Genomic DNA, 11,781 nt, shown 5'->3' on the forward strand with positions numbered 1-11,781 from the left:
TCACTCCCAGAGCTGCACGGTTTCAGCGGTCGGACTGCTGACCTGTTCGGGCAGCTCAACTTCCAGACCGTGCGGCAGGATGGGGCCGACATCGGCCAGCCCCGGATTAGCGGTCAGTACCGCTTCTGTCATGCCCTGCGTGCGCCCGTAATGACGCCAGCAGAGCGCATCTACCGTGTCATACTGCTGCGCCCGGACTTTCATCAGATAAGCTCCACCGTCATATGCGGCAGCTCCTGCAGGCGGGCAATCGCCCAGCGTGCATCGCGCCACAAATCACCCAGGCTTACCTCCATTTCATCGGCCTTTTTGTTCCCTTCCGCCGTGCTGTCAAAATCCCGGTAGTTTTCAACCGTGACGGCTTTCGTCCAGCACCAAACCGCGCGGCGGTATAACTGCACACGCTCGCTTTCACCGTCGATTTTTTCTGATGGAACATCAGCCAGGACGGCATAGCCTCGGTCCATTTGCTTACGGCGAAACTCGAACAGCTCGGCGTTCACTTCTGAAATGGCAGTACGCGCCGCCAGTCGCAGCCGCTCCGGCGTCACTGTCCCGTCTGTGCGCATGTCGCGGCGATACTCTGCAAGGTCCAGCGTGGGCCAAAAAAAGGTATTTTCGATCACGTCCGGCGCGCTTTCGTTCACCGGCTCCGGCGAAACAAATTTCATGTTCATGCACTACTCCCTGATGGTGGGCGGTGGACGGGGTTTTGATGCGGCTTATAGCCTGTCGCCACCCCGTGCCGCCCCGCGCGTGGGCACGTTCGGTTAGCCGCCAGCGGCCTTGCGCAGCCGGGCTTCCAGCTGCTTAATTTCAGTTTTCACGCCACAGTTGCTGTCCAGCTGTAGAGCGCGTTTAAGATGGTTGAGCGCGGCGACACCCTGATCGTTATCCCGCAAGGCATAGCCCAGCGCTTTGTAGATGCGCGCACGCGACTGATCCGGCATGTCGTGCGGTTCAACCAGGTCAAGCGCCTGCGTCAGCAGCGCGGCGCTGAAAGTCTCACCGGCAGCAAAAGCACGCATGGCGGCATCAGCAAACTCTTCGGCAATGGCCGTTGCCGTTGTGCGGTTGAAGCGCTGCGGCAGCACCCAGCCATGTTTAAGCGCGTGGCGGGCAATCTCCAGCGCGCCGGTATAGTTCCCGGCATCAATGCGCCAGATCAGAACGAACATCGCCACATCGTCCTGACGTGCGGCATCTGCTGCCAATAGCCCGGCAATCCAGGCGTCATAGACCGGCAGAAACTCGCGTTTCAGTTCAATTTTTCGTTCAGTGGACTGCACACCTTTGAGACGGCGCGCATGTTCGGAAAGCTGCATCAGCATCCGTTCATAGCCAGTCGCGGCGGCGGCACTGCCGCCCGGTCGGGCGGCCTCCTGTGCCTGGATGAAGCGCGTATGCGCACGGAACGGGTTGGTCATTGTTATGCCTCGCCGTCCGCCTGGGTTTCAGTGGTTGACGCTGGCGCCGTGTTCATGGTTTGCATGACAGCAGCCGTTACTGCAGCGATGCGAGCAATCTGCTCATCGGACAGATCCGCGCCTGCAGCCTGCTGTGTCGGTGCATCTTCGACTTCCAGCATTTCGATGTTTTCAATCAGGCAAACACAGTCGTAATCCTCAACCACATACGCTTCGTTAACCGATTCAAAGTTTTCCACGCGGTCCCGCTTCGGATTGTCGATAACCGAGCGGCGGCGCGTGCCTTCCTGCCAGTAGATGGACAGGTTGTCCAGGCGGGTAATCAGCATGGCGTTAGCCGGGAAGAAGGGCGCCTGCACCGCCTGCAGGTTGCCGATGCGCTTCTGGCTGATAATGAGATCGGCGGCCAGCGCTTCACTGTTTGGCTGGTCACGGTTAACGATGGGGAAATACTTATCCGCCATCAGCGAGCGGCCACAAATAACAACAAGCTCAGTATCGTCCTGATACCACGGTTCTATTTTTTCGCTGACGGCGCCCATAACCAGCGCATCAAGGTTTTTGAAGTCTCCGCCTTTACCAATCCGCACTTTTTCGGAAATGGTGGAGCCATCCCCGGAGACGATTTTACTCAGCACGCGCACAGGCGCTTCACGGCGGATTTTTTCCAGCCAGCCAATGTTTACATCCTGCAGCAGCGGGTAAGTCACGCGGTCAGAGGTCTTCTCTCGCTTCAGACCGTTGAAGCCGATCATGATGCGGTCCAGCGCCTGACGCTTCACAATGGCGTCACGGATACGAGTCTGGAAGTCCTGAAATTTTGCCCACAGATCCAGCTTTTCATAAGGCAGGGCCGTATCAAAATTGGTCTGAGTACATTTGTAACCTTCGCCGTCGATGTAGGTCGGGTCAGTCGGCTGACGCTCCTGTTTGGTGGTATCGGTAGTTCCGGCAATAGTCTGACCGATGCCCAGCCCCAGCCGCTCGCCGGACTGCTCATCTACCGGCACAAGATTGATGCGCTGCAGAAACGCGGAGGACTCCTGAATTTTGGTTTCCAGCGTCTGTGCAACCGACGGCTCAGCGGTGTACTTCTTACCGACATCATCAATGCTGATGCCGTTAAGCTCCGCAAGGCGTGTCAGGTAGGCGTTAAGTTTAAATCGGGTGGTTTTTTTCATTGCGCTGTTACTCCGTCAGCAGTTGGTGAGAGCTTCATTGCCACCGTTGCCGCCAGTGGAATGCGGGCGGCGGTCGCCGCGGCTGTCCTGGGTGGACAGTTCTTCGCGCAGAGCGGTGAAGTCGGTTGCCTGCTGTTGCTGGCTCTGCTCCAGCGCTTCCAGGCGTTGCGTTAAATCCGCTTTGAACGACGCGAAGTTTTCGCCGGTCGTCGAGACTTCCACCGCCACCGCCTCAACCGCGCGATGCACGTCGGCAAAGTTCGCGTTGTCGTCGGCTTTTTTGCGGCTCAGCAGGTCTTTAACGCGGGTGAAAAAGGTCTGATCGTCTTCAAACTCAATCAGAGTTTCTTCAGCAGCAGTGAACAGGTTGCTTTCATCCTGTTTGCGGCGGGCCAGAGGGTTATGCGGCGCGGATGAGCTGAATTGCAGCATTTCCGTACCCAGGCTTGCCGGGTCGTCGGTTACGGCGAGGCCAACCAGATAAGCCTCCCCGGTATCTGCAAATTTCGGGTTCACTTCCATGGAAGTGAAGATTTTCTGCAGCTTAGCGGTCATGGAAACCAGCTCGTCGGTCGGCGTGATCCAGCCATACAGTGCGAGCTTGCCTTTCAATGGGCCGTCATTGATTTCTTCCGCTTCCAGCCTGTCCACTGTGCCAAAACGGCGGAAGGGGCTATCAGGTGTGTAGCCCTTGATGTGTTCGAGGTTAATTACGGCGGTGTAGAGCTGCGGGTTGTAATTTGCCGCCATCTGCTCAAGCCATACGCGCTCAATGGTGCGTCCGTCCGTGGTGGCGCCTTCCACCCCAATACGAAAACGCTTTGCTTTTTTTGCCATCTGTCCGGCTCCGGTTGTTCAGGACGATTCAGGAGCCTTATGGTTGCGGCGAGGGGGATGCAGAAACAATGCGGGGCGATTGTGGGAAAAATGGCACAACAGGACGAAGCGGATCAAGCGCTCGCCGGGCCGTAGTCTGGCGCCATGACTACGACGACGCTCAACCCTGACCTCGATCCGCGAAAACAGGCCATGTTCCTGTATTTCAGCGGCATTCGTATTGCCCGCATTGCCGAAATGCTGGGAGAGAAACCCGCGACCGTTCACAGCTGGAAGAAGCGCGACAATTGGAGCGAGATTGGCCCGCTTGAGCAGATGCAGCTCACCACAGCCGCGCGATACTGTCAGCTCATCATGAAGCAGCAGAAGGAGGGGAGGGACTTTAAAGAAATTGATTTGCTGGCCCGCCAGGCGGAACGACACGCTCGCATTGGTAAGTACAACGACGGCGGTAATGAAGCCGACCTGAACCCTAACGTGGCGAACCGCAACAAAGGCCCACGCAAGCCGCCGGAAAAAAACGTTTTTAGTGACGAGCAGATCGAGAAGCTTGAAGAAGTTTTTCACGCCGGAATGTTCGACTACCAGCGCCAGTGGTGGGAAGCGGGAAATAAATACGCCGTCCGCAATCTGCTTAAATCCCGTCAAATTGGCGCCACATACTTTTTTGCCCGTGAAGCGCTGATTGATGCGTTGACCACCGGCCGCAACCAGATTTTTCTTTCAGCAAGTAAGGCTCAGGCACACGTCTTTAAACAGTACATCATTGAGTTTGCGCGCGAAGTGGATGTCGAACTGAAAGGCGACCCGATGACGTTAAGCAATGGCGCGTGCTTGTACTTTCTCGGCACAAATGCCCGCACCGCGCAGAGCTACCACGGAAATCTGTATCTGGATGAGTATTTCTGGATCCCGAAATTCCAGGAGCTGCAAAAAGTTGCATCAGGTATGGCACTGCACAAGAAATGGCGCGAAACCTATTTCTCAACGCCGTCAAGCCTCACTCACAGCGCCTATCCGTTCTGGTCAGGTGCCATGTTCAACAAAGGCCGGACAAAAGCGGACAAGGTGGAAATCGACCTGTCACATAGCCACCTTTCGCGCGGCGCTCTCTGCGCTGACGGTCAGTTTCGCCAGATTGTCACCGTAGAGGATGCGGTACGCGGCGGCTGCGACCTTTTCGACCTTGAGCAGTTGCGCCAGCGTTACAGCCCGGAGGATTACCAGAACCTGCTGATGTGCGTATTCATGGACGACCTGGCCTCGGTATTCCAGCTGGCCCTCATGCAGGGTTGCATGGTGGACAGCTGGGAGGTATGGGACGACTTTGAACCACTGATGATCCGGCCGTTCGGGCACCGCCCGGTCTGGATAGGTTACGACCCGGCGAAGGGAACGCAGAACGGCGATAGCGCCGGATGTGTTGTCGTGGCGCCGCCGCTTGTTCCGGGCGGTAAGTTTCGCATTCTTGAGCGCCATCAATGGCGAGGAATGGATTTTCGCGCACAGGCGAAAGCCATTGAGGAACTGACCCGACGTTACAACGTGGCATATATCGGCATTGATTCGACCGGCGTCGGTGATGGTGTTTATAAGTCGGTTAAGCAGTTTTTCCCGGCCGCACGCGAGTTTGTTTACAACCCCAACGTAAAAAATGCCTTGGTCCTGAAAGCATACGACATTATCAGTCATCGCCGCCTGGAGTTTGATGCTGGCCTGACCGATATCGCGCAAAGTTTCATGGCTATCCGCAAAGCCACAACGGCCAGCGGCAACCGTCCGACCTATGAAGCCAGCCGCAGCGAGGAAGCAAGCCATGCAGATCTGGCCTGGGCAACAATGCACGCGCTGTTTAATGAGCCGCTTGAAGGAACCACTGTTAATAACAGCAATATCGTGGAGATTTTTTAATGAATAAACGCAAAGCCCGCGCGCAGGAGCTGCGCCGCCAGTCTGCCGCGCAGACCATGACATCACAGCCCGGCGCCGCACATGCGGAGGCTTTTTCGTTCGGCGACCCCGTCCCGGTTCTGGACCGGCGCGAACTGCTGGACTATCTGGAATGCGTGCAGGTCGATAACTGGTATGAACCCCCAATCAGCCTGGACGGACTGGCGCGTACGTTCCGCGCTGCCGTTCACCACAGCAGCGCCATTTACGTAAAGCGCAACATTCTGACCAGCACGTTCATTCCGCACCGCTGGCTTTCAAAGCAGGCGTTTTCACGCTTCGCCCAGGACTTTCTTGTGTTCGGAAATTCCTACCTTGAGCAGCGAGTAAACCGGCTCGGTGGCACGCTGAAGCTGGAACCTTCGCTAGCCAAGTTCACCCGGCGAGGCGTTGAGGCGGATCAGTATTGGTTCGTCCAGTACGGCTACGAGAAGCAGCCTTATGAGTTCGCGCCTGGTCGAGTCTTCCACCTGATGGAGCCAGACTTAAACCAGGAGATTTACGGCCTGCCAGAATACCTGTCCGCAATTCCCTCAACGCTGTTGAACGAGTCGGCGACCCTGTTTCGCCGTAAGTATTACCTGAACGGCTCGCACGCTGGCTTCATCATGTACATGAGCGACCCGGCGGCCAACCAACAGGACGTAGACAACATTCGAGAAGCGCTTAAACGCTCAAAAGGGCCAGGCAACTTCCGCAACCTGTTTATGTACAGCCCGAACGGGAAGAAAGACGGCATTCAGATAATTCCTCTCTCTGAGGTGGCGGCAAAAGATGAATTTCTGAACATCAAGAACATCAGCCGTGATGACATGCTTGCAGCTCACCGCGTGCCGCCGCAGCTGATGGGAATCATCCCGACCAACACCGGCGGCTTCGGCGACGTGGAGAAGGCCGCTCGTGTGTTTGTCCGCAACGAGCTATTACCTTTGCAAAAGCGGATGAGTGAGCTTAACGACTGGATTGGGGAAGAGGTGATCCGCTTTGATGCCTATAATTTAGATCTTAGCTAATACCTACGCACTGGGCGTTCGAAAATTTAACGCCCCAGTGCGACATAGCTCATTCAACAGTCAAATAGAAGGATTTAAATAATCTCCTATCTCATCACCCATTAAACTGATGTACTCTACACGCCATTGATCCATCCTGCGCAACGCATACAAAGTGAATTCAGTATCTGGAACAGCGTTACAGGACATTAGAGCGATAAGCTCACTCTCTGATGGTTCCCCATGATAAGTTGTAAACAATTTATTTATAAGCGCAACAGCCTGTTCAGCCTCTTGTCTTGCTTCTGGGCCTCCATCTATCGCATCATAAACCATATGGATATTTAATTCGTAAGGTGTGCCTTCTTCTAGATCGGTAAATCGATCCTCCCCTAAATCGAAGAAAACCCCTATTAAATGCCTAGAATGCTGGCTAATAATCTTTGCTAGCTCTTTTTCGAATCTAAATTTTTTAATGTCAAAAGCTCGTAGCCTACTCTCAAAAACGTCCGGGAACGCAGGACGCCCATATCTTGCTGCAAGCCATTGTTTTAGAGCTTGCTTTTCTTCGGGGGAAATTGTGAGGGTTGGATCACATTCTGGACATGTGAATTTATCTTTGTCTATCAGAAGCTTATTGTCATGCCTAAGTTCGATAGCATTTAAGTCAACATCCGCGGCATTTTCAAAATTTAAATGCAATATTCTTGGATGCTTGGCGCGGGAAAAATTGCTGGCCCCCCTTAATAAGGGGCCAGCTATAAGCTCAACTTTAGGTTCAGAAGAACTCTGTAAGTCACAATCATGACTTATGACGACAACTTTAACGCCCGTTTCCTCTTCCATAAGTAAACCTAAGGAAACAGCATCTTCATGCTTAAGAATTTGGCCTTGGCGCCATGTTGTTCCAGAGTCATTCATAAACTACTTTTTACTCCTTTACTCCTGAACCTGGGATAGAAACTGATGACATCCAGCCATCTGTAGGAGAACCTTTGCTACCTATCAGATTTGCTTTTACACCAGCGTTTTTAAGATTACGAGCTTCTTCAATTAAGGTAGTGACTGATTGCTGCCAGTTGTCACCTCGTTTTATCAAATCAATGATTGATAATCCGTCGAAGGCTTTCATCTTAGCCATGAGCTTGGCATTTACAATGCCAGCCTCATTAAAGCGATCTGATAACCGGCTCAGCTCCACAATGTAACTAGCCTTTGCCATGTCATCAGGCTGACTTTCACCTGATAACCATTTATAGAGTGCCTGTCTAGTTATACCTAAATCTTTTGCAAGCTCTGACATTGATGGAGCAAGCGTATATCTGACGTTGTTCAAGTGGTCAGATATTGTTCTAATATCAACTACCTCATTTTCAACATCACCCTCGGCTTCAGGTTTTGATAATCCAAACTGAACCTTAGGCTGTACATAAGCGCGCCATTGGTTTACATCGTCGACAGAAAAATGCGACCCAGTGCTACTTAAGAATAATGATGATGCAACTACAAATGCCCCGGCAATAGCAGGAGAAAAGCTAGGCGTTTCATAGTAACTACCAGTCATGGATTGACGCATATCACACCTCCCCGGCGTTATACCCATTTGTCAATGGCATACTGAGAGATCATTTTATTAAATGTACCTTTTATCACCCTATGAAGAGAAGTAAATTGTTGCTCGATCAAATCGATAGCCGGTGGCAAGTTGCCTTCCACATAGTGATCAGTATCGATGATGCCATGCCAAAGAGCGTGTTCAGTTCTAAAGCGCGGGATCACATCAACTCCGACCGGAACCATGTCAGGTGGGAAGCCTAACTGCCCGTGCATTTTGTGCAAACGCGTAACTAGGAAACCATTATCGATGATTGGTCCGACCTTAGTCTGGAAAACTAATTCATTGACTGATTGAATCTGATTTAAGTCTAAATCGATACCATGCAACCCTTCACAGAGATATTGTTCAATTGTTTCACCATTTTCAGGTAAAACAGCGTCCAAGTATCTCATGCCTAAGCGAGTAATTAAAGCAGGCCTAGGATGTTCCATCACTACAGCCAACCCTTTCATTAATTCTTTAATAAATGGTTGGTGTGTTTCGTATTCTGTCGTGTGAAACGTGAGGAAATCGTTTCCTAATATAAATCCCGAAGTACGACTCAAGTTAGACATATACCATTGCTGGACCGTTTCAAAAGCAGGCTGAGCCGGTACAGTAGGTGTATTAAACTCAAACTTAAGTTGCGTAGATTCTCGGCCCTCGAAGAGAGGGTAGCCTTGCAAACGTAACGCATCTTGTATGTCATCTACATACTTTTTCATCGCCTTAACAGGCGTAAACTTGATTTGCGCTAGTACGTAGTATACGGGTGCATTGGACATACGCTTGTTGTCACTCATGTCGCCCTCCTAATCATATCTATTAATAACTATCAACTGCTGACAGTTTACATCTTGGTTGACACTTTAACCACTACTTAGTTCAATCAATAGCACTTTAGCCAGACCTCCTATGCACTAAAGTAATCAGCGCGCGCTCGTAGCCCCGCCACGCCTGCCCGCTTTATGTAGAGGTTTTCATGCAGCTGCATGACATAAGCTAAAGCCCGTGATTACTGGCGGGCAGGGGCATTAATGAGTCTTCTGGGATCATGCGAATTTATGCGGCATAGTTATGCAGTACCTGGCCACGTTAAAATTCGGGCAGCTGGTCGTCAGTTTAGCGGTTGCGCAATATGGCCTTGGAGTATTCTTATCCAAGATCTGCGGGAAAGTGGAAATGAGAGAAGTGCTAATTTGATAGAGGGTCATTCAAACCGCTAACTCTTTGCTTTCAGCATGATAGTTAGAGGAACAAGCGGTTTGTTAAGCGCCGCTTTATAGTCAACGCTGCTCCCCGTATAGTCTCACACGCGCTCTCTAAGGCATTTTGCAGGAGGAGCTTTTCACACCTTTAGCAAATCCTTTTTCGTTTTTATTGGCAGCATGGCGCTGACGCAGCCTGCGTATACATGTTTGAATGCTAAAGTCGCCACGTCTGTCCGCTTCATGTATCGCTTTAATGCAGATGCATATCCGTGCCAAATCGTCTCCAGCCATGGCGGCGCACAGCCTTATCGAGCCATCCAGTCAGATGCAAAACCATGCACCGCTTGCATGCACAAAAAAAAGAAAAATTCGGAAAAAACCTAAAAAAAACGATAATCACACTTCCAATTTGGAACCGATTTCGGTGTACAATGTTACCAATGATTACACTTTTCTAACAAAATAATGTGCTTTCGCAAAAGCATAGTTCGAATATTGGATAAATTATGGAAAACTTGACTGTCATCACGCGCCCAGAAAACAATAAGCGTTTACTGGTCTACTTTTTTTGGGATGCGGACGGTATCGTTGATGATTACGTTGTTCACTCAATAAAGGCGCTAGGTGAACATTCTTCCGAAATAGTAGTAGTCGTAAACGGGGAATTGAATCCTCTCGGTTATCGTAAACTTCGTTCTGTTTCTAATCAGCTGATCATTCGTGAAAATGTTGGTCTAGATGCTGGAGCTTACAAGGCAGCATTTGATTATGTTGGCTATGACTATTTGAGCAAATTTGACGAAGTTTTAGTTACCAATTTCACTTTGTTTGGGCCGCTGTTTTCTCTTTCCGACTTTTTTTCACGAATGGATTCTACGCCCTGCGATTTCTGGGGGCTCGCCGGTTATAACGAAAAGGTCAAAGGCCAAGACGACATTCAGCATCTCCAATCATATTTTGTGGCGTATCGTAAATCTCTCACGTCTTCAAAAGACTTTAGGAATTATTGGCAACAGCTGCCAAAAATCGAAAACTATATTGATTCGGTTAACCTCCATGAGTTAGCTCAAACACCTTATTTCTCTGATAGAGGATATACTTTCGCTAGCTTTTCATCGACGAAGAAATACGCAAGCATATCTCCATACAATTTTGTTATAAGTTGCGCCGATCGTGTTCTTATAGAGGACAACTGCCCCTTCCTTAAACGTAGAGCGATGTTTTTCTCTAATGGGAATTTCGAGCAAGGCTCAAATATTCATAAAATCACGCATATAACAAACTTTATAAAGTGCCGTACCGATTATGACATTGCTTTAATGCTTGAGAATATCGAGCGTACTCAAAAGCCGATACCTCCTAAACCAGTCATTATGCCACAAATTGAGCCCCCAGCTCCTATTTCTCGATATAGGCATTATAAAAGGCGGCTTGGTTCGTACATACATCCGAAAAAAGAGATTAGAGATATTCTCAAACAACTTCTTTGGGATGAAGCTCATCCTCGGCCAGTGATCGCTCCTCAGGTGGAGCCCTTGGTACAAGAACCTCACTATTTGTGGGAACAATATATAAATTGCTTTAGAAAGCAGAAGCAAATTTCATCTCCTATGCATCCTGGTCCTCCTCAGATCCAGCATGTTGGGCGTTACACCTATGCCGCACCGGACACCCATGTTCATTGCATCGGCACAGTTATCGGCTCGTTCTGTTCTATTTGGCAGCGCGTGGTAATCGGGCACGGTAGTCACCCGAAAGACTTTCTTTCATCATCGCCATTTTTCTATTTTGATGAACTGGGGTTCAAAACAAAAGAAATGCCGACCCACGATCAGTTTTGGTATATTGAGCCCGCCATCATAGGCAACGACGTATGGATCGGTGATGGCGCTTTCATAAAGAATGGGATAACAATCGGGGACGGAGCCATCATCGGTGCGAGAGCTGTCGTAACCAGAAATGTCCCGCCTTATGCTATCGTTGCCGGTATACCTGCTGACGTTATCGGATATCGCTTTGATGAAAAGACAATACATGCACTACTTGAAAGCAAGTGGTGGGATTTACCAGATGATATGATCCGCCAGATACCGTTCGATGACATACAAAAGGCGGTGGCATTCTTAGCTGGCATTAAGAACAACACCCTCGCCAATGAAAATAACAAAAAGGCTGAGGTTATTCCCACCATGGCCGTCGTCAGTTAGGCCTAAATACCGGGGCTAATACAGCTACCCATTGCCAGCCCGTAATTTAATGAACGGGCTGGCGTTTCCACATAATGGCAAACATCTTTTTGTAACTGCCACATCAAAGGCATTTATGTCTACAGGTTATCGTGTCAAAAAGCGCTTGCCATAACCGCTCTATATGGCTCACCTATGCCAAGTAAACCGACAGCAAAATTACCTTGCACTATGGGGTCACTTTCAAATACTGCTGTGTTGCATGAATTTTATGGATAATGTAGTTATCCATAATTGGCACTAATGTTAACTCGCTGGTATGCGGATTGAATCGCCACGGATAATCTAGACACTTCCGAGCCGTTGATAATACTGGTTTTCATATTCTGTCGGTGACATC

At 50.3% G+C, this 11,781-nt stretch carries 11 protein-coding genes; 3 read left to right on the plus strand and 8 right to left on the minus strand.

Annotation, left to right across the window (positions count from 1 at the left end; translation table 11 throughout):
• The 5 genes from DW56_RS05880 to DW56_RS05900 form a co-directional block, all read right to left on the minus strand.
• The gene (locus tag DW56_RS05880; RefSeq protein WP_024554313.1) at positions 1-204 is read right to left on the minus strand and encodes a tail protein X; all 204 of its coding nucleotides are present in this window, start codon (positions 202-204) and stop codon (positions 1-3) included.
• On the minus strand, positions 204-671 hold the full coding sequence (locus DW56_RS05885; protein WP_024554312.1) for a head completion/stabilization protein: 468 nt from the start codon (positions 669-671) through the stop codon (positions 204-206). The genes DW56_RS05880 and DW56_RS05885 overlap by 1 nt, the downstream gene beginning before the upstream one ends.
• Positions 672-770: 99 nt before the next feature.
• A complete protein-coding gene (gene gpM / locus DW56_RS05890; protein ID WP_024554311.1) occupies positions 771-1,427 on the minus strand; it encodes a phage terminase small subunit in 657 nt (218 codons plus the stop codon).
• 2 nt (positions 1,428-1,429) lie between these two features.
• Positions 1,430-2,608 carry a phage major capsid protein, P2 family gene (locus tag DW56_RS05895; RefSeq protein ID WP_024554310.1) on the minus strand — a complete coding sequence of 393 codons (1,179 nt, stop codon included), beginning with the start codon at positions 2,606-2,608 and terminating at the stop codon, positions 1,430-1,432.
• 15 nt (positions 2,609-2,623) lie between these two features.
• Complete coding sequence (locus DW56_RS05900; RefSeq protein WP_024554309.1) at positions 2,624-3,445, minus strand: GPO family capsid scaffolding protein; 822 nt, start codon at positions 3,443-3,445, stop codon at positions 2,624-2,626.
• 144 nt (positions 3,446-3,589) lie between these two features.
• On the opposite strand from DW56_RS05900, the gene DW56_RS05905 reads away from it, so the two are divergent.
• Both DW56_RS05905 and DW56_RS05910 read left to right on the plus strand, forming a co-directional pair.
• Positions 3,590-5,356 (plus strand): terminase ATPase subunit family protein, encoded by a 1,767-nt coding sequence (locus DW56_RS05905; protein WP_024554308.1) that lies wholly within the window; start codon positions 3,590-3,592, stop codon positions 5,354-5,356.
• Positions 5,356-6,408, plus strand: coding sequence for a phage portal protein (locus DW56_RS05910; RefSeq protein ID WP_024554307.1), 1,053 nt, complete (start codon positions 5,356-5,358; stop codon positions 6,406-6,408). The genes DW56_RS05905 and DW56_RS05910 overlap by 1 nt, the downstream gene beginning before the upstream one ends.
• A gap of 60 nt (positions 6,409-6,468) precedes the next feature.
• On the opposite strand, the gene DW56_RS05915 is transcribed toward DW56_RS05910, so the two are convergent.
• Genes DW56_RS05915 through DW56_RS05925 form a run of 3 tightly spaced genes read right to left on the minus strand, consistent with a single transcriptional unit; the run spans position 6,469 to position 8,787 of the window.
• Entirely contained in the window at positions 6,469-7,308 is an 840-nt protein-coding gene (locus DW56_RS05915) for a hypothetical protein (protein WP_024554306.1), read from the minus strand.
• A gap of 10 nt (positions 7,309-7,318) precedes the next feature.
• Positions 7,319-7,963, minus strand: a complete 645-nt coding sequence (locus DW56_RS05920) for a helix-turn-helix domain-containing protein (RefSeq protein ID WP_024554305.1) — start codon at positions 7,961-7,963, stop codon at positions 7,319-7,321.
• A 17-nt stretch (positions 7,964-7,980) separates the two neighbouring features.
• Entirely contained in the window at positions 7,981-8,787 is an 807-nt protein-coding gene (locus tag DW56_RS05925) for a TIGR04255 family protein (RefSeq protein ID WP_024554304.1), read from the minus strand.
• Between the two features lie 914 nt (positions 8,788-9,701).
• Here DW56_RS05925 and DW56_RS23020 point away from each other — a divergent pair.
• Positions 9,702-11,402: a rhamnan synthesis F family protein gene (locus DW56_RS23020; RefSeq protein WP_029589743.1), complete on the plus strand. Its 1,701-nt coding sequence runs from the start codon at positions 9,702-9,704 to the stop codon at positions 11,400-11,402.
• The last annotated feature ends 379 nt before the right edge of the window (positions 11,403-11,781 follow it).

The organism is Franconibacter helveticus LMG 23732 (assembly GCF_000463115.2).
Taxonomy (GTDB): Bacteria; Pseudomonadota; Gammaproteobacteria; order Enterobacterales; family Enterobacteriaceae; genus Franconibacter; species Franconibacter helveticus.

Excerpts from the sequence above, each read along its gene's own strand:
- DW56_RS05885 (WP_024554312.1), bottom strand. The coding sequence starts at position 671 with ATGAAATTTGTTTCGCCGGAGCCGGTGAACGAAAGCGCGCCGGACGTG.
- DW56_RS05910 (WP_024554307.1), top strand. The coding sequence starts at position 5,356 with ATGAATAAACGCAAAGCCCGCGCGCAGGAGCTGCGCCGCCAGTCTGCC.
- DW56_RS23020 (WP_029589743.1), top strand. The coding sequence starts at position 9,702 with ATGGAAAACTTGACTGTCATCACGCGCCCAGAAAACAATAAGCGTTTA.
- DW56_RS05880 (WP_024554313.1), bottom strand. The coding sequence starts at position 204 with ATGAAAGTCCGGGCGCAGCAGTATGACACGGTAGATGCGCTCTGCTGG.
- gpM (WP_024554311.1), bottom strand. The coding sequence starts at position 1,427 with ATGACCAACCCGTTCCGTGCGCATACGCGCTTCATCCAGGCACAGGAG.
- DW56_RS05915 (WP_024554306.1), bottom strand. The coding sequence starts at position 7,308 with ATGAATGACTCTGGAACAACATGGCGCCAAGGCCAAATTCTTAAGCAT.
- DW56_RS05900 (WP_024554309.1), bottom strand. The coding sequence starts at position 3,445 with ATGGCAAAAAAAGCAAAGCGTTTTCGTATTGGGGTGGAAGGCGCCACC.
- DW56_RS05920 (WP_024554305.1), bottom strand. The coding sequence starts at position 7,963 with ATGCGTCAATCCATGACTGGTAGTTACTATGAAACGCCTAGCTTTTCT.
- DW56_RS05895 (WP_024554310.1), bottom strand. The coding sequence starts at position 2,608 with ATGAAAAAAACCACCCGATTTAAACTTAACGCCTACCTGACACGCCTT.
- DW56_RS05925 (WP_024554304.1), bottom strand. The coding sequence starts at position 8,787 with ATGAGTGACAACAAGCGTATGTCCAATGCACCCGTATACTACGTACTA.
- DW56_RS05905 (WP_024554308.1), top strand. The coding sequence starts at position 3,590 with ATGACTACGACGACGCTCAACCCTGACCTCGATCCGCGAAAACAGGCC.